At 74.6% G+C, this 23,170-nt stretch carries 20 protein-coding genes; 10 read left to right on the forward strand and 10 right to left on the reverse strand.

What is annotated here, in order from left to right; all coding sequences use genetic code 11:
• Nucleotides 1–293 precede the first annotated feature (293 nt).
• From ACZ47G_RS16825 to ACZ47G_RS16840, 4 genes are all read right to left on the reverse strand, one after another.
• Nucleotides 294–1,106: an ABC transporter permease gene (locus tag ACZ47G_RS16825; protein WP_465743297.1), complete on the reverse strand. Its 813-nt coding sequence runs from the start codon at nucleotides 1,104–1,106 to the stop codon at nucleotides 294–296.
• Between the two features lie 12 nt (nucleotides 1,107–1,118).
• Complete coding sequence (locus tag ACZ47G_RS16830; protein ID WP_465743299.1) at nucleotides 1,119–2,063, reverse strand: ABC transporter permease; 945 nt, start codon at nucleotides 2,061–2,063, stop codon at nucleotides 1,119–1,121.
• A complete protein-coding gene (locus ACZ47G_RS16835; protein ID WP_465743302.1) occupies nucleotides 2,063–3,259 on the reverse strand; it encodes an ABC transporter substrate-binding protein in 1,197 nt (398 codons plus the stop codon). Before ACZ47G_RS16835 ends, ACZ47G_RS16830 begins: the two co-directional genes overlap by 1 nt.
• A 123-nt stretch (nucleotides 3,260–3,382) precedes the next feature.
• Nucleotides 3,383–4,456, reverse strand: a complete 1,074-nt coding sequence (locus tag ACZ47G_RS16840) for an ABC transporter ATP-binding protein (protein ID WP_465743304.1) — start codon at nucleotides 4,454–4,456, stop codon at nucleotides 3,383–3,385.
• A gap of 148 nt (nucleotides 4,457–4,604) precedes the next feature.
• Here ACZ47G_RS16840 and ACZ47G_RS16845 point away from each other — a divergent pair, with 148 nt between their 5' ends.
• The 6 genes from ACZ47G_RS16845 to ACZ47G_RS16870 all read left to right on the forward strand — a co-directional run bounded on the left by ACZ47G_RS16845 (nucleotide 4,605) and on the right by ACZ47G_RS16870 (nucleotide 12,928).
• Nucleotides 4,605–6,266 carry a PucR family transcriptional regulator gene (locus tag ACZ47G_RS16845; protein WP_465743306.1) on the forward strand — a complete coding sequence of 554 codons (1,662 nt, stop codon included), beginning with the start codon at nucleotides 4,605–4,607 and terminating at the stop codon, nucleotides 6,264–6,266.
• A 174-nt stretch (nucleotides 6,267–6,440) separates the two neighbouring features.
• Entirely contained in the window at nucleotides 6,441–7,838 is a 1,398-nt protein-coding gene (locus ACZ47G_RS16850; RefSeq protein ID WP_465743308.1) for an NAD(P)/FAD-dependent oxidoreductase, read from the forward strand.
• 92 nt (nucleotides 7,839–7,930) lie between these two features.
• Nucleotides 7,931–8,425, forward strand: a complete 495-nt coding sequence (locus tag ACZ47G_RS16855; protein ID WP_465743310.1) for a nuclear transport factor 2 family protein — start codon at nucleotides 7,931–7,933, stop codon at nucleotides 8,423–8,425.
• Nucleotides 8,426–8,714: 289 nt separating this feature from the next.
• On the forward strand, nucleotides 8,715–9,527 hold the full coding sequence (locus tag ACZ47G_RS16860) for an ABC transporter ATP-binding protein (RefSeq protein WP_465743312.1): 813 nt from the start codon (nucleotides 8,715–8,717) through the stop codon (nucleotides 9,525–9,527).
• Nucleotides 9,521–11,989: an ABC transporter permease gene (locus ACZ47G_RS16865; protein ID WP_465743314.1), complete on the forward strand. Its 2,469-nt coding sequence runs from the start codon at nucleotides 9,521–9,523 to the stop codon at nucleotides 11,987–11,989. The genes ACZ47G_RS16860 and ACZ47G_RS16865 overlap by 7 nt, the downstream gene beginning before the upstream one ends.
• 126 nt (nucleotides 11,990–12,115) lie before the next feature.
• Nucleotides 12,116–12,928, forward strand: a complete 813-nt coding sequence (locus ACZ47G_RS16870; RefSeq protein WP_465743316.1) for an SAM-dependent methyltransferase — start codon at nucleotides 12,116–12,118, stop codon at nucleotides 12,926–12,928.
• Between the two features lie 203 nt (nucleotides 12,929–13,131).
• Here ACZ47G_RS16870 and ACZ47G_RS16875 read toward each other — a convergent pair whose 3' ends face one another.
• Together ACZ47G_RS16875 and ACZ47G_RS16880 are read right to left on the reverse strand one after the other, a co-directional pair.
• Nucleotides 13,132–14,871, reverse strand: coding sequence for a carbohydrate binding domain-containing protein (locus ACZ47G_RS16875; RefSeq protein ID WP_465743318.1), 1,740 nt, complete (start codon nucleotides 14,869–14,871; stop codon nucleotides 13,132–13,134).
• Between the two features lie 205 nt (nucleotides 14,872–15,076).
• Entirely contained in the window at nucleotides 15,077–15,970 is an 894-nt protein-coding gene (locus tag ACZ47G_RS16880; protein WP_465743320.1) for a helix-turn-helix transcriptional regulator, read from the reverse strand.
• Between the two features lie 177 nt (nucleotides 15,971–16,147).
• On the opposite strand from ACZ47G_RS16880, the gene ACZ47G_RS16885 reads away from it, so the two are divergent.
• On the forward strand, nucleotides 16,148–17,068 hold the full coding sequence (locus ACZ47G_RS16885) for an alpha/beta hydrolase (RefSeq protein ID WP_465743322.1): 921 nt from the start codon (nucleotides 16,148–16,150) through the stop codon (nucleotides 17,066–17,068).
• Between the two features lie 28 nt (nucleotides 17,069–17,096).
• On the opposite strand, the gene ACZ47G_RS16890 is transcribed toward ACZ47G_RS16885, so the two are convergent.
• Entirely contained in the window at nucleotides 17,097–17,978 is an 882-nt protein-coding gene (locus tag ACZ47G_RS16890) for an SDR family oxidoreductase (RefSeq protein WP_465743324.1), read from the reverse strand.
• 83 nt (nucleotides 17,979–18,061) lie between these two features.
• Here ACZ47G_RS16890 and ACZ47G_RS16895 point away from each other — a divergent pair, with 83 nt between their 5' ends.
• Nucleotides 18,062–18,643, forward strand: a complete 582-nt coding sequence (locus ACZ47G_RS16895) for a TetR/AcrR family transcriptional regulator (RefSeq protein WP_465743326.1) — start codon at nucleotides 18,062–18,064, stop codon at nucleotides 18,641–18,643.
• Between the two features lie 103 nt (nucleotides 18,644–18,746).
• On the opposite strand, the gene ACZ47G_RS16900 is transcribed toward ACZ47G_RS16895, so the two are convergent.
• The gene (locus ACZ47G_RS16900) at nucleotides 18,747–18,878 is read right to left on the reverse strand and encodes a hypothetical protein (RefSeq protein ID WP_465743328.1); all 132 of its coding nucleotides are present in this window, start codon (nucleotides 18,876–18,878) and stop codon (nucleotides 18,747–18,749) included.
• 145 nt (nucleotides 18,879–19,023) lie between these two features.
• On the opposite strand from ACZ47G_RS16900, the gene ACZ47G_RS16905 reads away from it, so the two are divergent.
• Entirely contained in the window at nucleotides 19,024–19,452 is a 429-nt protein-coding gene (locus ACZ47G_RS16905; RefSeq protein ID WP_465743330.1) for an SRPBCC family protein, read from the forward strand.
• Nucleotides 19,453–19,836: 384 nt separating this feature from the next.
• The gene (locus tag ACZ47G_RS16910; RefSeq protein WP_465743332.1) at nucleotides 19,837–21,498 is read left to right on the forward strand and encodes an ABC-F family ATP-binding cassette domain-containing protein; all 1,662 of its coding nucleotides are present in this window, start codon (nucleotides 19,837–19,839) and stop codon (nucleotides 21,496–21,498) included.
• A gap of 228 nt (nucleotides 21,499–21,726) precedes the next feature.
• On the opposite strand, the gene ACZ47G_RS16915 is transcribed toward ACZ47G_RS16910, so the two are convergent.
• Both ACZ47G_RS16915 and ACZ47G_RS16920 read right to left on the reverse strand, forming a co-directional pair.
• Nucleotides 21,727–22,098 (reverse strand): hypothetical protein, encoded by a 372-nt coding sequence (locus tag ACZ47G_RS16915; protein ID WP_465743334.1) that lies wholly within the window; start codon nucleotides 22,096–22,098, stop codon nucleotides 21,727–21,729.
• Nucleotides 22,099–22,239: 141 nt separating this feature from the next.
• Nucleotides 22,240–23,019, reverse strand: coding sequence for an alpha/beta hydrolase (locus ACZ47G_RS16920; protein WP_465743335.1), 780 nt, complete (start codon nucleotides 23,017–23,019; stop codon nucleotides 22,240–22,242).
• Between the last annotated feature and the right edge of the window lie 151 nt (nucleotides 23,020–23,170).

Consider the following 23,170-nt stretch of genomic DNA (forward strand, 5'->3'; position numbering starts at 1 on the left):
ACCAGACAGCGCATTCCACCGAACGCCGATTCCGTTCTTTCTTCCGGACAACCGGAATTGACGGTCTCTCGGTGGGGTGTCTGCTTGGGGATGAAGGAAAGCAGGTTTGATGAACGCAGGTCAACGGCCTAGGGTAAGGAAAGATTAAGAACGGCATCCGGGCAGCTGAAGGGCCTGATCGACGCTCTCTCCGAGACCCTCGGCATTCACTGAATGCCACTCAGAAGACTGTTTCCGCATTCAGTGAAACGTCACCAATTCAACATTCCGTTACGGCCCTTCCCGGACTGCCGCTACAGTCGGCCCCCGGCGCTGTCCGAGGACAGCCGCTGCGCCAGGTACACCGGGACCACGGACAGCAGCACCAGCACCGCGGCCACCACATTGACCACCGGCGCCTGGTTGGGCCGCGCCAGGTTGGCGTAGATCCACACGGGCAGGGTCTGGACGCCCGGCCCGGCGGTGAAGGTGGTCACCACGATCTCGTCGAAGGACAGCGCGAACGCCAGCAACCCGCCCGCCAGCAGCGCCGACCGCACGGCCGGGAAGGTGACGTGGCGGAAGGTCTGGAAGGTGTGGGCGCCGAGGTCCGCCGAGGCCTCCTCGGCCGAGGGCGACGTCCGGCGCAGCCTGGCGACCACGTTGTTGAAGACCACCACGATGCAGAAGGTGGCGTGCCCGATGATCACGGTGAGCAGGCCCAGGCCGATGCCCGCCGGGCCGAGCACCGTACGGAACGCGGCGTTGAGCGCGATGCCCGTGACGATGCCGGGCAGCGCGATCGGCAGGATCACCAGGAAGGACACCGCCTGCCGGCCGAAGAACCGGTGGCGCTGGACGGCGAAGGCCGTCAGGGTGCCCAGGACCAGCGCCACCAGGGTGGCCCCGGCCCCCGCCCGCACCGAGGTGAGCAGGGCGCTGCGGGCGCCCTCCGACTGCCAGGCCCGTACCCACCACTCGGTGGTCAGTCCGGTCGGCGGCCAGGCGAAGGAGCGGTCCCGGTTCAGCGAGTTGAGCAGCACCAGCAGCAGCGGCAGGTACACCACGGCGAGGCCGGCCACCATGGCCGCGCGCAGCGCGATCCGGGCACGGCGGGAGAGGATCACGGGGGCCTCCTCCTAGAGGGAGTCCAGGGCGCCGGTGCGGCGCACGGCGAGCAGGTAGCCGACGATCAGCACCACCGGCACGCAGGACAGCGCGGCGGCCAGCGGCAGGTTGAGCGTCACGTTGTCGGCGATCGCGGTGCCCAGCACCTGGGTCTTCCCGCCGACGATCCGCACCGTGATGTAGTCGCCCAGGCTCAGCGAGAAGGTGAACACCGACCCGGCGAACACCGAGGGCAGGACCTGCGGGAGGACCACCGAACGGAAGGTCCGCCCGGCGGAGGCGCCCAGGTCGGCCGAGGCGTCCAGCAGGTTGGCCGGCAGGTTCTCCAGCCCGGCGTAGACCGGCAGGATCATGTACGGCAGCCACAGGTAGGCGAGCACGACGATGACCGCCGTCGTACCGTACCCCGGGCTGGACACCCCGAACGGGCGGCCCAGCCAGTCGAGTACGCCGCCCTGGCTGAGGATGACCCGCCAGGCGTAGGCCTTCACCAGGTAGCTGGCCCACAGCGGGGTCAGCACCGCGACCACCAGCAGCTTGCGGGTGCGCGGCCGGGCGATCCGGGCCAGGTAGAAGGCCATCGGGAAGGCCACCACGGCGTCGATCACGGTGACGGCGGCGGCGATGCCGAGCGTGCGCAGGGCGATCGTCCGGTAGACCGGCTCGGTGAGCACGGTGTGGAAGTTGGCGGTGTTCCAGACCCGGACGACGTCGTAGGTGAAGTCGTCGACCGCCCAGAACGCGGACAGCAGCAGGACGGCGAGCGAGCCCAGGTAGGCCAGCACCAGCCAGGCCATCGGCGCCGACAGCAGCAGCGCCAGCCGCAGCCCGGACCGCCGGTGCAGGACGGAGGCCACCCGCCGTACACCGCCCCGCCGTTGCGGCGGGGCGGCGGTGTCGGAGAGGTCGGTGGTGTCGGAGGGGTCGGAGGGGTCGGAAGTATCGGTGGCCGTCATCAGCCCTTGATCTCGGTCCAGGCGGACGTCCAGGCGGCGTAGTCGGTGCAGGCCACCGTGCGGCCGTCCAGGCAGCTCTTGACCGGGGTGGTCCAGTAGTAGACGTCCTTCCAGTAGGCCTCGTCGGCGGCGTGGAAGGTGGCGCAGAAGCCCTTGTCCGTCGTGAGGTCGCAGGCCTTGGCGTTGGCCGGGGCCTCGCCGAACCACTGGGCGACCTGGGCGTTGGCGGTCGGCGAGACGATCCAGTTCATCCACTGGTAGGCGCAGTTGGGGTGGGCGGCCTTGGCCGAGACCATCCAGGTGTCCGACCAGCCGGTGGCGCCCTCCTTCGGCAGCACCGCCTTGACCGGCGCCTTGTCGGCCTGCGCCATGTTGGCGATCACCTGCCAGCTGGTGCCGACCACGGTGTCCCCGGTCTTGAAGGAGTTCTCCGCCTTCTGGAAGTCGCTCCAGTACTCGCCGATCGCCTTGTGCTGGGTCTTCAACAGGTCGACGGCCGCCCTGAGTTGGGCCTGGTCCAGGGCGTAGGGGTTCTTGATGCCCAGCTCCGGCCTGGTCTTCATCAGGTACAGCGCGGCGTCGGCGATGTAGATCGGCGAGTCGTAGGCGGTGACGTGGCCGGAGTGGTCCGAGGCGCCGTCGAAGACCACCCGCCAGGAGTCCGGTGCCGGGGTGACCTTGTCGGTGCGGTACATCAGCAGGTTGGCCCCGCGGCCGTGCGGGATGCCGTACATCTGGCCGTTCACCGAGTTCCACGGCTGGTTCTTCAGGCCTTCGAAGACGTCCGGGTAGTTCTGCACCAGCGCGGTGTTGACGGGGGCGACGTCGCCGGCCGCGATCAGCCGCAGCGTCGCGTCGCCGGAGGCCGAGACGGCGTCGTACTGGCCGGTCTTCATCAGCGAGACCATCTCGTCCGAGGTGCCGGCGATCTTCGCGTTGACCTTGCAGCCGGTCTGCTGCTCGAAGGGGTGGACCCAGTCGACGCTCTTGTCGTCCGAGCCGTCCTCGGCGTAGCCGGCCCAGGCGACCAGGTTGACCTGGCCCTCACCGGCGCCCAGGGACTGGAGCATCGGCAGCTTCGGCGGGTTCAGGCCGTGCGAGCCGGTCGTGCTGCCGGAGCTGCCGCCGCTGCCGCACCCGGCGAGCAGCAGGGCGGCGGCGGCGGCCGCGGTGCGGGCGATCAGGGGGAGGCGCATACGAGGTGCTCCGATCTTCGGGGAGGGGGCGGGATGCCCGGTCTTCGGGGAGGGGGCGGGATGCCCGGTCGTCGGGGAGGGGGCGGGATGCCCGGTCGTCGGGGAGGGCCGGGCGCCGTGGGGTCAGGAGCCGACGCGGACGGTGTGCTTGCGCTGCCAGGCCAGGACGACGTCGGTGCCCCGGTGGCGCAGCACGTCGGCCGAGCCCTCGTCGAGGTTCTGCCGGACGGCGGTCAGCCGCCCGCCCGCCTCCAGGTCCACCAGGAAGCGGGTGTGGCCGCCCGCGTAGACCACCTCGGCCACCCGGCCGGGCGCCGACAGCTCGTCGGGGCCGGCCGGGTCGTCCGGGTGCGCTATCCGGATCTTCTCCGGCCGGACGCTGAACAGCCCGGCCTCGCCGACCACTTGCTCGGCCGCCGCGCCGTCCAGCAGGTTGGAGGTGCCGACGAAGCCGGCCACGAAGGCGGTGGCCGGGTGCTCGTACACCTCGGCGGGCGAGCCGACCTGTTCGATCCGCCCCGCGTTGAACACCGCCACGCGGTCGCTCATCGTCAGGGCCTCGTCCTGGTCGTGGGTGACGAACACGAAGGTGATGCCGACCTCGCGCTGGATCCGCTTGAGCTCCACCTGCATCTCGTGCCGGAGCTTGAGGTCGAGCGCGCCGAGGGGTTCGTCGAGCAGCAGCACCTTGGGGCGGTTCACCAGCGCCCGGGCCAGCGCCACCCGCTGGCGCTGGCCGCCGGACAGCTGCGCCGGGCGCCGCCGGTCGAAGCCGTCCAGCCGGACCATCGCCAGCGCCGCGCGCACCCGCTCGGCCCGTTCGGCCTTGGGCACCCGGCGGACCATCAGGCCGTAGCCGACGTTCTGTTCGACCGTCATGTGCGGGAACAGCGCGTAGTCCTGGAACACCGTGTTGACGTCCCGGTCGAACGGCGGCAGGCCGGTGACGTCGGCGCCGCCCAGCAGGACCCTCCCGGCGGTCGGCGCCTCGAAGCCCGCGATCATGCGCAGCACGGTGGTCTTGCCGGAGCCGGACGGGCCGAGCATCGCGAAGAACTCGCCCCCGCCGATCTCCAGGTCCACGCCGTCGACCGCGCGGACCCGGCCGCCGTCGAAGGTCTTGGCCAGCCCCTCCAGCCGGACGGTGCCGGGGGCCGGGGCCGGTCGGGGCGGACGGTCGTGGCTGCTCAACTCCATTGGCCCTTCTGGATTGTGTGACAAGCGGGAGGCCGGACGGGTCGTCCCGGCCGGTTCGCTCGGAACCCTAGGGAGGGATCACCCCATCCGGCTATGGACGCCCGCACGGTCTTCCGCCGCCGCGTTGTGCGGCGCTACAGTCCGGCGCATGCCGGTGACGCTGCGCGATCTGCTTCGGGAAGAGGGCCTCGGCCTGCGACTGTGCACCGGCACGGCCGGGGTCGAACGCGTCGTGCGCTGGGTCGCGGTGACCGAACTCGCCGACCCCTCGGAGTGGGTGACGGGCGGCGAGCTGCTCCTCACCACCGGTCTGCGGCAGCGCACCGCCGCCGCCCAGACCGCCTTCGTCCAGCGGGTGGCGGACGCCGGCGTCGCGGGGATCGGCTTCGGCACCGGGCTGAGCCACCCCAGCGTCCCGCGGGCGACGGTGGCGGAGGCCGAACGGCTGGGCCTGGCGGTGCTGGAGGTCCCGTACGAGACGCCGTTCATCGCGGTGAACCGGCTGGTCGCCGAGCGGATCACGGCCGAGGCCCACAGTGCGCAGCGGCGGCTGGTCGACCAGCACGACCTCCTCGTCCAGGCCCTGGTGAGCGGCGAGGGGTTGGGCGCCCTGCTGCGGGTGCTGCGCCGGGCCTGCGGCTCCGGGGTCGCGGTGGTGGACCGCCACGGGGTGGTGCTCGCGGCATCGCCGGAGCGGGCCGGGGCGCTGCTCGGACCGCCGGTCGGGGAGCCGGTCGGATCGCCGCTCGGGCAGGGGGTCGGGCAGGGGGTCGGGCAGGGGGTCGGGGCGCCCCGAGCGGTCGGGGCCGCGGCCGTGGACGGGCCCGGCGGCGGGGTGCTGCGGCTGCCGGTGCGGGTCGACGGGGTGGTCTCGGCGTTCCTCTGCCTGCGCTCGGCCGGCCCGGCGGCGGACGTGCTCCCGTACGCGGCGCGGCTGATCGGCCTGGAGCTGGCCCGCCGTCAGGCGTACCTGGCCGGGCGGCGGGAGCTGGTCGGCCAGGTCGTCGAGGACATCGTGCGGGACGTGATCACCCCGACCGTCGCCGAGCGCAGGCTGGCCGCGTTCGGGCTGGACGCCAAGGGTGCCCACCGGGTCGTCCTGGGCCGGCTGGCACCGGAGGACGAGCGTGCCGGGGACGGCTCCGGGGAGTGTGCCGGGGAGCGTTCCGGAGGCGGGCGGCCGGACGGCGGCCCGGAGGCGGAGCGGCGCCTGGCCCGGCTGTCCTGGCAGTCCGCGGGCCGCCCGGACTCCCCCGAGCCGGTGCTCACCGCCGTCGTCAACCGGTACCTGGTGGCGGTGATCCCGGCGGCCACCCCGGTGGAGGAGCCGGCCCGGCGGTTCGGCGCCGCGCTGTCCGGCCTGGACGCCCGCGCCTCGGTCGGCATCGGCGGCTGCTACCGGGGCGTCGACGGGCTGCGCCGGAGCTGGTTCGAGGCGCGGGCGGCCCTCACCAAGGGCCCCGGGGTGCACGGCGGCGACCCGCTCAACCTGCCGCGCCTGCTGCTGTCCACCCCCGACCTCCCGCTGAAGGAGCTGGCCGCCGAGGTACTGCGCCCGCTCACCCGGTTCGACGAGGCCAACCGCGCCGACCTGGTCGCGACCCTGCACGCCTACCTGGCCGCGGACTGCTCGGTCCAGGCGGTCGCCGACCGGCTGTACGTCCACCGCAACACCGTCCGCTACCGGCTGGACCAGATCGAGCGCCTCACCGGCCGTTCGCTGCAGTCCATGCAGGACCGCTTCCAGCTCTGGCTGGCCCTGCTCGCCGCCCACCCGGAGCGCCAACCGGCCGTCCGGCAGCCCGACTGACGGCCGATCGGGTGACCGGCTTCCCGCCGGTCTCCAGCCGGTCACCTACCGCGTTCCCGCCGGCTTCCCGCTGGGTTCACCCGGAAGGGTGAGCGCTCGGTGGTGTCGGCCGGGAGCCGGATGGGAGGGTGGGACGCCCGCCCGACAGCAGGCAGCGAGCGATCGGAGCCGACCGTGAAGCCAGCGCGAAGCCGCAGTCGCGGTCGCGGTCGCGCCGGAACGGGCCACGCGCTCGTGCTCGGTGCGGGCATCGGCGGCCTGTGCGCCGCCCGGGCGCTCTCCGGGGTCTTCGAGCAGGTCACCGTCATCGAGCGGGACACCCTCCCGGCGACCTCCGGCGTCCGCCGCGGGGTTCCGCAGGGGGCGCACGTGCATTCGCTGACGCCGGGCGGCGCGGTGGTCCTGGAGGAGTTCTTCCCGGGGTTCGTCGCCGAGTTGGCGGCCGGGGGCGGCACCCTGGCCGGGGCGCTGGACGAGCTGGACATCGTGTTCTTCGGCTCGCGCCTGCGGCAGGAGCCGCTCGGCCGGGTGCTCCAGGTGAGTCGCCCCTTCCTGGAGGACCGGCTGCGCGAGCGGGTCTGCGCACTGCCCGGCGTCAGCCTGCGGTCGGGGCTGGAGGCCATCGCCCCGATCGCCACCGGCGCCGCCGGGGTGGGCGGCGCGGCCGAGGTGGGCGGGGCCCGGCTGGCCCGCCCGGGGGAGCCCGACTCCGTCGAGGCCGTCGAGGCGGACCTCGTCGTGGACGCGATGGGCCGCGCGGGCCGGGGCGCGGCCTGGCTGAGGGCCCTGGGCTACCAGGAGCCGCCCGCCGCACGCCTCGTCGTCGGCGTCGGCTACGCCAGTTGCCGCTACCGGGTGGCCCCGGGCGCGCTGGGGCCGGCCAAGGGCGTGCTGATCGGCGCGACCCAGGCCCGCCCGCGCGGCGCCGTCCTCACCCAGCAGGAGCACGACGCCTGGGTGCTCTCCCTCTACGGATTCGGCAAGGACAACCACCCGCCGGGTTCGCCGGAGCGGTTCCTCGACTTCGCCGAGGACCTGCTCCCCGCCGCGGCGTGGGCCGGACTCCGGGCCGCCGAGCCGATCACCGGGATCTCCTCCTTCGGCTACCCGGCCTCCGTCCGCCGGGACTTCCACCGGCTGCGCCGGCTCCCCGACGGCCTGATCTCCACCGGGGACGCGCTGTGCAGCCTCAACCCGATCTACGGGGCGGGCATGACGGTCGCCGCTCTGGAGGCGAAGGCGCTCCGGAGGTGCCTCCGCGACGGCGTGGCGGGCCTGCCCCGGCGGTTCTACCGGGAGGCCGCGCGGGCCGTACGGCTCCCGTGGCTGTTCTCCACCATGGCCGACCGGTCCATGCCGCAGGTCCCCGGTACCCACGCCGCCGTCGCCGGCCTGCTGGCGAAGTCCTTCCGGGCCACCATGCGCGCGGCGGCCGAGGACGCCCGGGTCGCCACCGCCGTCTGGAACGCCGTCAGCCTGACCGGCTCCCCGGCGGAACTGGCCCGGCCACGGGTGATGGCCGCCGTGCTGCGGCACTGGTCCCCCGGCGCCGCCGCCCGTACCGGCGCCTGACGCCGCACCCCGCACCCCGCGCCCCGAACCCGCACCCGCACCCGCACCCGCACCCGCACCGTCGGCGTCATTCACGGAAAGGACCGATTCTCATGCCGGACTTCGACGAGAGCGAGCGGAGGGCGTTCGTCGAACGCTGGATCACCATGTGGAACTCCCCGACGGCCCCCAGCGACGCCATGGCGTACTACACCGAGGACTCCGTGATCGAGGACAAGGCCTTCGATCACACCTACCGGGGCCACCAGGAGCTGCACGAGTACTTCAGCCGGGCCGGACAGCTCTTCTCCGACATCCGCTCCGTCAGCCTGGGCGTGCTGGTCGGCCCCGCGCACGCGGTGGCCCACGTGCGGTACAGCGCCACCATCCGGGAGCCGTTCCTCTGCCTGCCGGAATCCAGCCGCGGACAGCGGTTCTCGCTCTACCTGATGAGCCTGCTGGAGTTCGCCGAGGACGGCCGGATCGCCCGGACGGTGGACGCGTACGACCGCACCTCGGTCCTGCAGCAGCTCGGCGTCCTGCCCGCCACCGCCCTCTCGCAAGCCCCCTCCGACACACCCTTCTCCGCCACGCCGTCGTCCGGCTGAACCCTCCCGCGCGCGACCGATCCGACCCGCCCCGACCCGCCCCGACCCGGCTCACCGCGCCCGCCCGCGACGCCCCCGACCCAGCTCAGGGGCGTCTCAGGGGCAAGGTCAGGGGCGGTCCCGCTGGCGCCCGACCGGCATTCGGCCCTAGCTTTCGGTGCGGCGCGGGTGATCAACACCCCCGCCCGACTCCACCGAACGAACAGGCGAGCGAGTGTTCCGCAACAGAGCTCTACCGGTACGGGCTGCCCGCCCGGCCTCCGACAGCGCGACGGCGAGCGGAGGTGACGTGGTCCGGCTGATCGACGTGCGCAAGACGTACCTCCGCGGCGACCACCGGGTGCGGGCGCTCGACGGGGTCGACGCCGGCTTCGCCGCGGGCACCTTCACCGCCATCATGGGCCCCTCCGGCTCGGGCAAGTCGACGCTGCTGCAGTGCGCGGCGGGCCTCGACCGGGTCGACGCGGGCGAGGTCCTGCTCGACGGCGCGCCGGTGCACCGCCTCTCCGAGCGCGCACTGACCGAGCTGCGCCGCGAGCAGATGGGCTTCGTCTTCCAGTCCTTCAACCTGATACCGGCGCTGACCGCCCGCCAGAACGTCGAGCTGCCGCTGCGGTTCTCCGGGCGGCCGCTGGACCACGCGGCGATCGACCGGGGGCTGGCCGAGGTCGGCCTCGCCGAACGCGGCGAGCACCGGCCCGCCGAGCTCTCCGGCGGCCAGCAGCAGCGGGTCGCCATCGCCCGGGCGCTGGTGACCAGGCCCAAGGTGGTCTTCGCGGACGAGCCGACCGGCGCACTGGACTCGACCACCGCACGGGAGGTGCTGGCGCTGCTGCGCGGCGTCGTCGAGGAGCACGGACAGACAGTGATCATGGTCACCCACGATCCGGTGGCCGCCTCGTACGCCCACCGGGTGGTGTTCCTCGCCGACGGCCGGGTGACCGGCGAGCTGCTCGAGCCGACGGCCGAGACGGTGGCGCTGCGGATGGCCGCACTGGAGCCCGGCGGCAACGGTACGGACCGGCTCGGCGCCACGGACCGGCTCGGCGCCACGGACCGGCGCAACGGTGCCGACGAGCTCGGCGGTACCCGCCCGTGCTGAAGATCGCCGTAGCCACCCTGCGCCACCGCCTGACCGGCTTCCTGGGCGCCTTCCTCGCCCTCGCCCTCGGCACCACGATGGTCGGCATGATGACGCTGACCCTGGCGGCCACCTTCGGCACGCCGCACCCCGGGCCGCAGCGCTTCAGGGAGGCCCGGGTCGTGGTGGCGCCGCTGGGCTTCGAGGGGAACCCGATGAAGGCCCCGGCCGTCCTGCCGCCGGAGGTCGTGGCGAAGCTGACCGCCGCCGGGGGCGCCACGGCCGACCGCAGCTTCCCCGTCCGACTGAGCCCCGGTTCCGCGGACACCACCGGGCACCCGTGGTCCTCCGCCGCCTTCGCGGGGTACCGGCTGACGGCCGGGCGCGCGCCGCAGGCCGCCGACGAGATCGCGGTCGGCGGCGGCGACCGCTCCCTGATCGGGCGCCAGGCCGAGTCCGTCACGGCCGACGGCGCCGGCCACTACCGGGTGGTCGGGGTCACCGACGCCCGCTGGTTCGAGGACGCCGTGTTCTTCACCGACTCCGAGGCGCAGCGCCTCTCCCCCGGTGTCAACGCCCTGGTCACCGACCGCGGCCCGGAGCAGCTGTCGGCCCTGTTGCCCGGCGAGCGGGCCGTCGTCCTCACCGGCCGGGACCTGACCGGGATCGACCCGGACTCCAGCGGCGGCGCCGAGGCCCTGGCCAACGCCCAGGCGATGGCGGGCAGTACGACCGGACTCGCGCTGTGCGTGGCGGTCTTCGTGGTGATCGCGACCTTCGCCTTCGCCACCGAGCAGCGCCGCCGCGAACTCGCGCTGATGCGGCTGGTCGGCGCCTCGCCCCGGCAGGTGCGGCGGATGGTGCTGGGCGAGGCGCTGCTGATCGGCCTGGCGGCCGCGTTCGTCGGCTGTCTCCTCGCCCCGCTGGGCGCCGTGCCGCTGCACTCCTGGATGCTCGACCACCACGTGGCACCCGGCTGGTTCACCATCCCCCTCAACCCGCTGCCGCTGCTGGCCTCCTTCGTCGTCGGCGTGGCCGCGGCGCTGGCCGGCTCGGCCGCCACCCTGGTCCGGGTCTCGCTGATCCGGCCGGTGGAGGTGCTGCGGGAGAGCGCGGTGGAGCACCGCGGGATGACGCCGGTGCGCTGGCTGCTGGGCGCCGCCATGCTGGTCGGCGCGGTCGTCGCGGGAGTGGTCATCGCCCGCACCGAGCCGTACCTGGCGGCCAGCGCCCGCAAGTACGAGACCGTCCCGGTGCTGTACGTCGGCGCGGTCGCCCTGCTGGCGCCCGTTCTGCTGCGGCCGGTCACCCGGCTGCTGACCCGTCCGCTGCGCGCCTCGGCGAAGGCGGGCCCGCTGCTGGTGCGCGAGAACATCCTCACCTCCCGGCGGCGTACGGCCGCCACGGTGGCACCGATCGTGGTGGCGGTCGGGCTGGTCGGCACCCTGCTGACGATGCAGAAGTCCGGTGACGCCTCGGCGCTGGCCCGACAGCGGCTGGAGGTGCACGCGAGCGGCGTGGTCGTCCCCGGCTCCGGCCCCGGCTCGGGGATCGACGCCCGGACGATGGAGCGGCTGGCGGCCGTCCCCGGGATCAGGGTCACCCCGGTCACCACGATGAACGTCCGGATCGGCACCGCCACCGACGAGCAGCTCGACTCGCTGACCACCAACGTCGTCCCGGCCGCCGCGCTGGGCGGCGCCTTCACCCCGCCCGTCCGCTCCGGCTCGCTCGCCGCGCCGCCGGAGGACTTCCTGGTCATCGACGAGCACGCGGCCCAGTCCGACGGCCTGTCGGCCGGGGACCGGGTGGTCGCCCTGCTGCCCAGCGGCGCCCGAGCCCCCGTCGTCATCGCGGCCGTGGTCGCCCGCGGCCTGAACGGCGACGACGCCTACCTCTCCTCGGCCCTGACCGGCGCCCTGGCGCCCACCCGGGTCTACCTCGACTCCCGGACGGGCCCGGGCCGCCCGCTCGACGAGCAACAGACGGCCGCGGTGGACCAGGCGCTGGCGGGCTCCGGCGCGCGCGTGCTGACCTACGAGGCCTACCTGGCCGCCCAACGCGACCACGCCGCCGAGCAGACCGACAACGCCGCCGTGGTCGTCCTGGGGATCGCCCTGGCCTACGCGCTGATCGCGGTCGCCAACACCCTGGTGATGGCGATGGCCGGGCGGCGCCGGGAGTTCGCCCTGCTCGGCCTGGCCAGCGCGGCGCGCGGCCAGATCGTGAAGGTGGCCGCGGCCGAGTCCGCCGTCGCGGTGGCCGTCGGCACCGTGCTCGCCGCCCTGGCGACCGGCCTCGCCGCGGTCACCCAACACGCCTCGCTGGACCGCCTGGTGGCCGGGGCGCCGACGGTGATCCCGTGGCCGCAGATCCTCGCCACCATCGCCCTCTGCGCCCTGGTCACCCTGGTCACCGCCGCGGGCGCGACCGGCCGGGAGACCCGGCACCGGGCCGTCGAGGCCGCGGGCGTCAGGGAGTAAGCCCGGGCCCGACCGGTACCACGTCACGGCGAATCCCGCGACATCCCCCGTCGATCGGCCTCCCGGCCCCGGTCGTTCTCCTACGATCGGGGCCACAACGGACGCCAGAGACGGGGTTGGTTCGCCATGACCGATCAGAGCAGCGGGATCGACGAGTCGAAGCCGAGCATCGCCCGGGTCTACGACTACCTCCTCGGCGGCAGGGACAACTTCGCCGTCGACCGGGCGATCGGCGACTACTTCCTCCGCGATCTGCCCGGGTCGGTGGAGATCGCCCTCGCCAACCGCCGGGCCCTGGTCCGCGCGGTCGGCGCGATGGCCGACGCCGGTGTCCGCCAGTTCATCGACATGGGCAGCGGGCTGCCGACCGCCGACAACGTGCACCAGGTCGCCCAGCGGCACGACCCCACCGCCCGGGTCGCCTACGTCGACCAGGACCCGACCGTACTCGCCCATGGCCGGGCCCTGTTGGCCACCGACGACCGCACCGCCCTGGTCCAGGCGGACCTGCGCGAACCGGAGTCGGTCCACGACCACCCCGAGGTGCGGCGCCTGATCGACTTCGAGCAGCCGGTGGGCGTCGTCTTCAGCGCCGTCCTGCACCACCTCAACGACTCCGAGCGGCCCGCCGAGCTGGTGCGCTGGTGGGCGGAGCGGGTACCACCGGGCAGCCTGGTCTACGTCTCCCACTTCCGCTCCGGCGCGAACGAGGAGACCAGGCTCTCGGAACGGAAGCTCCAGGACAGCTTCGGCCGCGGCCGCTGGCGCACCGACGAGGAGATCCTCGGCCTGTTCGGCGACCTCGACCTGCTCCAACCGGGCCTGGTCCCCTGCCGGTTGTGGCGTCCGGAACCTGCCGATGGCGAAGTGACCTCCGACGAGAGCGACTTGACGGTGTGGGAGCGGCTGATCTGCTGCGGACTGGCCCGTCGGCCCTGACGCCGCTCCGGGCCCTGACGCCGCTCCGGGCCCGCCGCCTCTGCGGGCGGTCGATCCGTCCGGCGGGAGGCGGGCGCCGGACGGCCCGCGCCCCGGGCTCGTAGCGAGGCACCGGGGCGCGGGCGATCGGCGGAGGATCGGCGGGCGATCGGCGGGCGATCGGCGGGCGGTCGGCGGACGGTCGGCGGATGATCAGCGGGCGGTCAACGGCGCTGCAGGGACTTGACGTTGTCGCCGAAGGTCCAGCCCTTGGAGCCGTCCCAGTTGAGCGACCAGGTCATCAGGCCCTTCAGCCCGCCGCCGAAGGCGTTCCAGGCCTGGCCTACGGAGCCCGGGTCCAGGTAGCCGCCGCCCGCGCCGGGCTGGGCCGGCAGGCCGGGCACCTGCTTGTCGTAGGGGACCTTGACTGTGGTGCCCTGGATGGTCAGGCCGTTGTTCAGGCAGGTGGTCTGGACGGTGAAGCCCTGCACGGTACCGGCCTGGTAGGAGTCGCCGGAGCAGCCGTACATGCTGCCGTTGTAGTACTGCATGTTCAGCCACCACAGCTGCCCGTTGTCGGCGTACTTCTTGATGATCGGCAGGTAGGCGCCCCAGATGGAGCCGTAGGTGACGCTGCCGCCGGTGACGTACGCGGTCTCGGGGGCCATGGTCAGGCCGAAGCCCGCGGGCATCTGGGCGAGCACGCCGTCGATGATGCGCATCAGGTTGGCCTGGGAGGGGGACGGCGTCCTGATGTCGCCGCCGCCGGAGAGGCCGGTCTCGATGTCGATGTCGATCCCGTCGAAGTTGTACTTCTTGAGGATCGGGACGACGGTCGCCACGAAGCGGTCGGCGACGGTGCTGGAGCTGAGGTCGATGCCGGCCGCGGCGCCGCCGATCGACATCAGGATCGTCGCGCCGGCGGCCTTGGCCTGGCACATCTCGGCGGGGGTGGCGACCTTGACGTTGCTGTCCATGCCGTCCTGCCACAGGACGGTGCCGTCGGAGAGGATCACCGGGAAGGCGGCGTTGATGACGTTGTAGCCGTGGGCGGCGATCCGGCTGTCCGTGATGGGCACCCAGCCCAGGCCGGGGTGCACGCCGTTCGAGGCGCCGTCCCAGTTCTCCCAGTAGCCCTGGAGGACCTTGCCGGACGGCCGGGGCTTGGTGGGGCAGGTGTCACCGGACGGCGGGGTGGTGGGCGGCGTCGTCGGCGGGGTCGTGGGAGGCGTGGTGGGCGGGGTCGTGGGCGGGGTCGTGGGAGGCGTGGTCGGTGGGGTGCTGGTCGGGGTGGCGGTCGGCGTGGGGCTGCTGCCGCCGGGGCCGGTGAGCGAGACGTCGTCCGCGTAGTACCCGGGCTGCCCGTACCAGCCGTGCAGGTAGACCGTCACCGAGGTGGTGCCGGGCCCAGTGGTGAAGCCCACGCTGAGCTGGCCGTAGGAGGCGTTGCCGGGCGCCCAGGTGGACGGGTCGCTGCCGCCCCCGGTGCCGGTGGCGCCCAGGTAGACGTAGCTGCCCTGGACGTAGGCGCTCAGCGTGTACTGGGAGTTGGGCTGCACGCTGACCGTCTGGCTGCACTGGGCGGTGTCCTGGCCGGTCGGGGTGGCCTGGAGCGCGGCGGCGCCGGAGTGCACCGGGCTGCCGACGACGGCGGCGGTGCCGCCGGAGCAGGTCCAGCCGGCGAGCCCGCTCTCGAAGCCGGGGTCGGCCACCAGGTTGGGGGTGGCGGCGCCGGCCGTGACGGAGCCGGTCACCGCGAGGCCGGCGCCGATCAGGGCGACGGTGCTCAGCCCGGCGAGGGAGCGGGCCAGGACGGTCGAGCCGGGCCGGGCGCGATGGGCCGGCTGCGCCTGCGACGCGCGTTCCAGGCCCACCCGGCGCGGTTCGCCGCCGGGGCGGCCGGGTTCCGGGCTCGGGTGGAAACCGCCCGACGGGCGTGGGGTGCGCGACCTCCGACGGAACATGCTGTGCTCCCTTCCCGCCGGGCGCCAGGGACTTGACCGACGCGTGGGGGCGTGCCGCCCGGCCGTGGGTGAGGTGGGGACATGTGGGGCTGTGCCGGACGGGATCGTAGGAGGGTGGGCCGGGTCGGTCAATAGGTCTGGACCATTTAAGGTCTGGACCACTTGCGAAGAACGCCCCCGGGCACCACCGACGCCGCGGTGCGGCTCACGCCCGGTGCGGCTCGGCCGGTGTTCCGGCTCCGGCCACCGCCCACTGCAGCAGGAAGCGCAGGCCCTCGCCGGTGGGCGAGTCGGGATCGGCGGTGTAGGCGACGAGTTGCTGGTCGGGCTGGGTGTCGACGGTGAACTGCTGGACGTCGAGGGTGAGAGCGCCGGCCAGCGGGTGGCGGTAGGTCTTGGTGAGCTGGTGCGGCCCGCGTACCCGGTGGTCGGCCCACCAGGTGCGGAAGTCGGCGTCCCGCGCGGTCAGTTCGGCGATCATCGCGGCGAGTTCGCCGTCCTCGGGGTGGCGCCCGGCCTCCATCCGCAGCACCGCGACGCAGTCCTGGGCGGCGAGTCGCCAGTCGGCGTACAGCGCGCGGTAGGCCTCGTCGAGGAAGGTGAGGCGGATCAGGTTCCGCTCGTGGGCGGCGAGGGCGCCGAAGTCGGTGAGCAGGGCCGCGGCGCCGCGGTTCCACGCCAGCACGTCCATCCGCCGGTTGAGGACCATCGCGGGGACGTCGTGCATGGCCGCGAGCAGCCGCCGCAGCTGCGGGTCGACCTCCGGCTGCCCGGGCCGGACGGCGGTCGGGGCCGGGGTGGTGTCGGCGAGGGCGAAGAGGTGGGCGCGCTCGTCCGGGGCCAGCCGTAGCGCGTCGGCGAGCGCGCCGAGGACGGGCCGGGAGACCCGGCGGGTGCGGCCCTGTTCGAGCCGGACCACGTAGTCGACGCTGACGTGGGCGAGTTGGGCCAGTTCCTCGCGGCGCAGCCCGGGCACCCGGCGCAGCCGGCCGTCGTCCGGGAGGCCCGCCCGGCCGGGGTCGAGGGCGGCGCGGCGGGCGCGCAGGAAGGCACCCAGCTCGGTGCCGCCGTCGGTGGCCTGGGTGTTCTGGGATCGCATGCCCCCAGTCTCCCCCGGCGGGCGGGTGCCGTGCCTGGTACTGGCGTGCATAGGCAGCGCTGTCCCTGGTCCGGCGCCACCCGACGGGGCGACGGTGGTGGGGCGGCCGAGACCCGGTGCCGCCGGTCCGCCACCGTCACCGTGCGGGCCGCCCCCATCCTCACCCCGGAGCGTGCGATGCGTACCGAAGTCACCTTCCCCAGTGCCGGCCTGACCCTCGCCGGTCACCTGTACACCCCGGATGCCGGGCCCGCCGGCCCGCGCCCGGCGATCGTCGTCGGGCACCCCGGCACCGGCGTGAAGGAGCAGGCCGCGGGGTTGTACGCCCGCCGGCTGGCCGCGCGGGGCTTCACGGCCCTCGCCTTCGACGCCGCCTTCCAGGGCGAGAGTGAGGGTCTGCCCCGGGGCCTGGAGGATCCGGCGCACCGGGTCGAGGACCTGAAGGCGGCGGTCTCCTTCCTCACCACCCGCCCCGAGGTCGACCCCGAGCGGATCGGCGCCCTCGGCATCTGCGCCTCCGGCGGCTACGCGCTGGCCGCCGCCCCGACCGACCGGCGGATCAAGGCGGTGGCCACCGTCAGCGCCGTGGACATCGCCCGTCAGTTCCGGCACGGCGCGGACGGCGGCCAGCCGCCCGCCGTCCTGGAGGAGTTGCTGGCCGCGGCGGCCGCGGCCCGTACCGAGGAGGCCCGCAGCGGAGTCGCCGCGACCTTCCCGGTCTTCCCGGCGAGCGAGGAGGAGGCCCGGCTGGGCGGTCCGCACGTGCACGCGGGCTGGGAGTACTACCGCACCTCCCGCGGTGAACACCCGCGCTCCGCGAAGGAGTTCACCTGGTCCAGTGTCGACCGGATCGCCGGCTTCGACGCCTTCGCCGCGCTGCGGCTGCTGGCACCGCGCCCGCTGCTGATGGTGGTCGGCCGCGAGGCGGTGACCGGGTGGATGAGCGTGGCGGCCCTCCGGGAGGCGTCCGGCCCCGCGCGGCTGCACTGGATCGACGGCGCGACCCACACCGACCTCTACGACCGGGACGAGTACGTCACCCCGGCCGTGACGGCCGTCGCCGACTTCTTCGACACCCAGCTGGCCGTGGCCGGCTGAGCTGCCGCCGGGCGGGGCGGGGACCGGCTCAGGCCTCGATGTTCTCCAGGTCGGCGAGCAGGCCCGGGTGCGTCGGCTGCCAGCCGAGCACGGCGCGGGTGCGGGCGGCGGAGGCGGGCTGGTCGGCGGCGAAGATCGGTCCGAGGGGGCCGTACTCCTCCTGCGGCACCGACGTGACGGGCAGGCCGAGCCGCCGACCGATCACCCCGGCGATGTCGCGCACCGCGTCGCCCTCGTCGGCGACGGCGTGCCAGGCGCTTCCGGCCGGTGCCTTCTCCAGGGCGAGCCGGAACAGCACGGCCGCGTCCCGCGCGTGGACGGCCGGCCAGCGCTGCGCGCCGTCCCCCGGGTAGCCGGCGACGCCGGTGCGGCGGGCGATGTCGGTGAGCAGTCCGGCGAACCCGCCCCGACCCTCGTCGTGGACGGTGCGCGGCAGCCGGACCGCCGAGCTGCGCACACCCTGCGGGGCGAGGTCGAGCACCCGGGTCACCGAGCGGCTGCGTCCGCCGACCGGCCCGTCCAGCGGCAGCGGGTCGTCCTCGGTGGCTGCGCGCCCGGCCACGTGGGGCGTGCCGGACGCGGTGACGAGCGGCTTGCCCGTGCCGGCGAGGGCGTCCCCCAGGGCGGCGAGCGCGGCGCCCTCCTCCGCGATGCCGCGGGCCAGGGCCTCGGGCGAGCTGAAGTCGTTGCTGAAGGCGAGGTGGATGACCCCGTCCGCCTGCTCCGCTCCGGTGCGCAGCACCGCGAGGTCGGTGAGCCCGCCGCGGAGCACGGCGGCGCCGGCGGCCTCGGCCTGCGCCGCCGAGGCGTCGGAGCGGGCGAGGGCGGTGACCGAGTGGCCGGCGGAGAGCAGTTCGGCGACGACGGCCGAGCCGATCAGGCCGGTACCGCCGGTGATGAAGACGCGCATGACGACCTCCAGGGAGTGATGCGACAACCGTCCCATCACTGTACCCATGATGCGACCCTTGTCGCATCACCTAGGATGGTCGCATGCCTAGATGGAAGCCGGACGCACGACAGCGCCTGGTCGCGGCCGCGCTCGGCCTCTTCGCCGAGCAGGGCTACGACGAGACGACGGTCGCCCAGATCGCCGAGCGCGCGGGGCTCACCCGGAGCACCTTCTTCCGCCACTTCGGGGACAAGCGCGAGGTCCTGACCGCGGGCCAGGAGACGCTGAGCCGGCTGCTCGCCGAGGGCATCGACACCGCACCCCCGGACGCGACACCGCTGACCGCCGTCGCGGCCGGCCTGCAGCGCGCAGCGGGCGGGATGACCGCGTTCAACCGCTCGCTCGGCCCACTGCTGTCCGCGGCGGTCGAGGCCAACGAGGAGCTGCGCAGCCGCGAGGCCCTGAAGCACGTCGGCATGGCCGCCGCGATGGCCGAAGCGCTCCGGCGCCGGGGCGTCCCGGACGCCGCGGCCCAGGTGGCGGCCGAACTCGGCCTGCTCGCCTTCAAGCACGGCTACACCCGCTGGGCGGACCCGGCCCGCGACGAGGCCCCCGGCGAACTGGCCGACCTCACCCGGGCCGCGTTCGACGAACTCCGCGCGGCCGCCGCGGAGCTGCGCTAGCGGGCTGGCGGGCTGGCAGGCTGGGCCCGGGTCGGTCGCCGGGGTCGTCGGCGCGGTGGCCCCGCGGGCGGACCAGGGCGGTCCCGGTCCCGCCCGGGCGCCCTCAGAGCAGCGCCGCTCCCGCCACCGCCGTCGCCGCGAGCACCACGGCGATCAGCACGTGAACCAGCAGGCCTCGACCCTCCGAGCGCCGCTCGGCCGCCGGATCGAGGGTGACGATCCCGCGCGTGGTCATGGGGCCGATTGTGCACGTCCTGGGCGACGGCCGACAGGCCTGTGACCCACACCTCCTCCGGCGTCACCGGCTTGACGGGTGACGATGCGTCATGGAACTCTGGCGTCACCGGTCAGAACAGTTACTTCGTGATGAGGACACCACCATGGCAGTCGTACGGTTCCAGCTCGTCTCCACCCTCGACCCGGCCGGCGTCCTGGCGGTGCTGACCGACTTCGGCCCCGCCCGCGCCGGAACCTGGCCGACCATCGACGCCGAGCACTTCGAGGTGCACGCCCTCGGCGACACCTGGGCCGAGGTCACCGAGGGGACCGCCACCGCCTGGGAGCGCGCCCGCTACGACTGGGAGCCGGGCGGCGACACCGTCACCGTCACCACCCTCGACTCCAAGCTCTTCGGCCCCGGCGGCGGTTGGGTCTTCCGGATGACCCCCGAGGGGGACGGCACCCGGGTCGACGTCCAGCTCACCCGCGAGCCCCGGCACCTCAAGGGCCGGATGCTCGCCGCCCTGCTCCCGGTCGCCGGGCCCGGCGCCCTGCGCAAGTCCTTCGCCGGGCCACTGAAGACCAGGTGAGCCGCCGCCCGGCCCGCGCCGCCCGACCCCGGGCCGGGCGGCGCGGACACCCACGCACCGACATCACCTGCCCAGCAGGTGACGCAGGCGGCGTTCCGCGCCTGCTACAGTCGCCGTGACCCTTCATCACATTCATCGAGGAGCGGCAGACATGGCGGGTGACGACGACATCTCCGGGTGAGTCCCGGACCTGACGGCCACCGGCCGGCGCTTGAGCAGCGCCGCCGAAGTGGTCCGCCTCGTCGTCCCCCTTTCCCCCCGTCTGCCCACGGCACCCCGCCGGAGAGCGCCGCGCCCACGGCGTGAGCCTCCGGCCCGCCACCGGCCCGTGCCCGGAGGCCCGCGCCCCGCGGCCCGGACACCGCCCACCTCGGAAGGACCCCCGTGCTCCAGCACGCCCTGCTCGCCCATGACGTCGTCCGCAACCTCGGCGGCCGGCGCGTCCTCGACGGCATCAGCCTCACCGCCTCCCCCGGGCGGCGGATCGGCCTGATCGGCGAGAACGGCGCCGGCAAGTCCACCCTGCTACGGGTGCTCGCCGGCACCGACGAACCCGACGCCGGCACCGTCTCCCGGCCCGCGGACCTCGGCTTCCTCCACCAGGAACTGCCCTTCCACGCCTCCGCGACCATCGCCTCCGTGCTGGCCGACGCGCTGCGCGAAGCCCGCCAGGACCTCGCCGAACTCGACCGGCTCGGCGCCGAGATCGCCCGCACCCCGGAGACCGACCCCGGCCACCCGGCACTCCTGGACGCCTATGGCAGGCGGCTGGACCAGGCCGCGTTCCGGGAGTCCTGGGACGCCGACCGCCGCGCCGGCCTCGTCCTGGACGGACTGGAGCTCGCCGCTCTCGGACCCGACCGTCCGCTCGGCTCGCTGTCCGGCGGCCAGCGCGGCCGGCTCGCCCTGGCCGCGCTGCTGGTCCGACGGCCGTCCGCACTGCTGCTGGACGAACCCACCAACCACCTCGACGACTCCGCCGCCGAGTTCCTGGAAGCACAACTCCGCGCCCTCCCCGGCACCGTGGTGGTCGCCGCCCACGACCGGGCCTTCCTCGACGCCGTCTGCACCCACTTGATCGACCTCGACCCGGCGGTGGACGGGCCGGTCCGCCACGGCGGCGGCTACAGCTCCTACCTGGCCGAGCAGCGCGCCGAGCGGGACCGCTGGGAGCGCCGCTACACCGAGGAGCAGCAGGAGTTGGCACAGCTGCGGCAGTCCGCCGGGGTGACCGCGCACCTGGTCGCACCGGACCGCGGGCCGCGCGACCACGAGAAGATGGGCTACGGCCACCGGGCCGGCCGGGTGCAGAACCAGGTCGCCCGCCGCGTGCGCAACGCCACCCGGCGGCTGGCGGAGCTGGAGCGCGCCCAAGTCCCCGCACCGCCCCGCCCGTTGTGGTTCGCCCCCGGCGCCCTGGCGGTCGCGACCACCGAGGAGCACCGGCGGCCCCTGGTGTCGCTCCGGGACGTCCGGGTGCCCGGCCGGCTAGCGCTGGGCGACCTCGACGTGTCGGCGTCCGACCGGCTGCTCGTCACCGGCGGCAACGGTACGGGCAAGTCGACCCTGCTCGCCGTGCTCGCCGGGCACCTCCCCGCCGAAGGCTCCGTGCACCGGCACCCCGGGCTGACGGTCGGACTGCTCACCCAGGACACCGCGTTCGACCGCGCCGACCGCACCGCCCACGACACCTACCGGCTGGCGCTCGGTCCGGCACGCGCCGAGGCGGTGCCGCTGGAGTCCCTCGGTCTGCTGCCCGCGACGGCCCTCGACCAGCCCGTCGGCCGGCTGTCCGTCGGCCAGCGCCGCCGACTCGCGCTGGCCCTGCTGGTCGCCTCCCCGCCCCGGCTGCTGCTCCTCGACGAGCCCACCAACCACCTCTCCCCGCGGCTGTGCGACGAACTGGAGGAGGCCCTGGGCCCCGGCCCGGGCGCGATCGTCCTCGCCAGCCACGACCGCTGGCTGCGCCGCCGCTGGCAGGGCCGCGAACTGCGGCTGGCGCCCGCACCGGTAGTAGCGGACGGGTACTCCGTCACCGGGCGCTGACGCCGACGGATGGACGAGCGCGACGCTCGCCGGGCATCGACCCGGCATTCCGTGCGTACCGTGCCGGAGTTCCCGTCGGCCGGGGCGGCCGCCACCGCCCCGGCCGACGAACCGGCACCCGACCGAGATTGGGCGACCATGTCTGCCACACCCCGAGCACTCAGGCCGGAGGACGCCGCTACCCGGGGTGCGGGGCCAACCCGCCTCCGCACCCCCGGGTACCGTCGGTCAGGCCTGGACGACCCGGTAACTCCCCATGGCCCAGGGGGTGTTCGACTGCGCCAGCGAGCCGGTGCCCCACGGGACCGCACCCGTACAGCCGGGGCCCGGGTACAGCACCACGGACGCCGAGCCGTTGGCGACCTGGACGGAGCGGACGGGCGCCGCCAGGGTGTGGCAGGTGCCGAGGTCGCCGAGGTCGACGGCGGTGACCGTCCCACCGCCACCGGTGCCCGTGTACAGGTGGGCGCCCGGCTGCAGCGGCGGCCATCCGGCGGCCTGGGCGGATCCGGCGCCCAGACCGATGCCCAGACCGATCAGGGCCGCGGCCACCGCCGCGGCAGCGGCCGAGCCGCGGAGCATCGCCTTCGAGGTGAACATGTGTGAACCACCTTCCGTGGGTGTGCCGATGGTGCCGGTACGGCGGCCGGCGACGGGGGACCGGACATGTCCACCGCCCCTACCGCATGACTCCACTGTCCCGCCGCAGTCGTGCCGGCGGCATCGGTCGAATGACTGCGATCAGTGGTGCGCACCGGTGGGACGGACGCCCCGAGCGGCCAGCCAGCCGAGCACGTGGTCGGCCACGGCCCGCCAACCGCTGTCCACGACGAGGGAGTGGCCCCGGTCCGCGAACTGCTTGAGGTCCGTGGGCGCCGTGCAGTCGCCGTACAGCCGGTACACGGCACGGGTCACCGAGTCGGGCACCAGCCGGTCCTCCTGGCCGGACACCAGCAGCAGCGGGCCGCGCCGCGCGTTGGCGGTGTCCACCAGCGCGCTCGGGCTCCGCGGGGCGCCGTCGCGGTCGGCGAGGTCGGTGAGCAGGCGGCGCGGGGCGGGCACCGCGAACCGCTCGTACAGCCGCTCGGCCTCCTCGGCGCTGACGGCGTTGGCGAGGAACTCCCGGAAGCGCGCCCGGGAGAGCGGCGCCGGGGTGCCGCCCGGCCCGGTGGCGGGCAGCGGGACGCCGTTGACCGGCGCCGGCGCCAGCGCCACCGCGGCCCGGCCCAGGCCGGCCCCGAGCAGGTGCTGGGCGACCAGCCCGCCGACCGCGTGCCCGACCAGCACCGGCGGGCGCGCCAGCGAGCGGACGACCTCGGCGTGGTGCTCGGTCAGCTCGTCCAGGCCGGTGTCGGGTACCCCGTCCGGGTGTTCCCGCGCCCGCCGGGCGGTGGCCGCCTCGCCCGGCCAGCGCGCGGTCCGGGTGGGGTACCCGTGCCTGGCGAAGCGTTCCGCCCAGGCGTCCCACGACAACGCGTGCAGGTCCGCGCCGTGGATGAACACGACGGGGGTACGGTCCACGGCTGGTCCTCCGAGCAGGGTGAGGGGGCGGCTCCGGCCCGCCCGGTCTCCGGTCCCGTGCCGGGCGCCGGGGGCTGGGCCGACCCGACTGTGCGGCCGGGGGGCGGGTGCGGGGATCGGTCGGATGACGCTGCCCGCCGTGGCCGCGGGG

It is taken from the genome of Kitasatospora sp. NPDC030952, assembly GCF_055571335.1.

What these genes read in the sequence shown, in the direction of transcription:
- ACZ47G_RS16830 (WP_465743299.1), bottom strand. Translation starts at nt 2,063, where the DNA reads ATGACGGCCACCGATACTTCCGACCCCTCCGACCCCTCCGACACCACC.
- ACZ47G_RS16835 (WP_465743302.1), bottom strand. Translation starts at nt 3,259, where the DNA reads ATGCGCCTCCCCCTGATCGCCCGCACCGCGGCCGCCGCCGCCGCCCTG.
- ACZ47G_RS16840 (WP_465743304.1), bottom strand. Translation starts at nt 4,456, where the DNA reads ATGGAGTTGAGCAGCCACGACCGTCCGCCCCGACCGGCCCCGGCCCCC.
- ACZ47G_RS16845 (WP_465743306.1), top strand. Translation starts at nt 4,605, where the DNA reads ATGCCGGTGACGCTGCGCGATCTGCTTCGGGAAGAGGGCCTCGGCCTG.
- ACZ47G_RS16855 (WP_465743310.1), top strand. Translation starts at nt 7,931, where the DNA reads ATGCCGGACTTCGACGAGAGCGAGCGGAGGGCGTTCGTCGAACGCTGG.
- ACZ47G_RS16870 (WP_465743316.1), top strand. Translation starts at nt 12,116, where the DNA reads ATGACCGATCAGAGCAGCGGGATCGACGAGTCGAAGCCGAGCATCGCC.
- ACZ47G_RS16875 (WP_465743318.1), bottom strand. Translation starts at nt 14,871, where the DNA reads ATGTTCCGTCGGAGGTCGCGCACCCCACGCCCGTCGGGCGGTTTCCAC.
- ACZ47G_RS16880 (WP_465743320.1), bottom strand. Translation starts at nt 15,970, where the DNA reads ATGCGATCCCAGAACACCCAGGCCACCGACGGCGGCACCGAGCTGGGT.
- ACZ47G_RS16885 (WP_465743322.1), top strand. Translation starts at nt 16,148, where the DNA reads ATGCGTACCGAAGTCACCTTCCCCAGTGCCGGCCTGACCCTCGCCGGT.
- ACZ47G_RS16890 (WP_465743324.1), bottom strand. Translation starts at nt 17,978, where the DNA reads ATGCGCGTCTTCATCACCGGCGGTACCGGCCTGATCGGCTCGGCCGTC.
- ACZ47G_RS16895 (WP_465743326.1), top strand. Translation starts at nt 18,062, where the DNA reads ATGCCTAGATGGAAGCCGGACGCACGACAGCGCCTGGTCGCGGCCGCG.
- ACZ47G_RS16900 (WP_465743328.1), bottom strand. Translation starts at nt 18,878, where the DNA reads ATGACCACGCGCGGGATCGTCACCCTCGATCCGGCGGCCGAGCGGCGC.
- ACZ47G_RS16905 (WP_465743330.1), top strand. Translation starts at nt 19,024, where the DNA reads ATGGCAGTCGTACGGTTCCAGCTCGTCTCCACCCTCGACCCGGCCGGC.
- ACZ47G_RS16915 (WP_465743334.1), bottom strand. Translation starts at nt 22,098, where the DNA reads ATGTTCACCTCGAAGGCGATGCTCCGCGGCTCGGCCGCTGCCGCGGCG.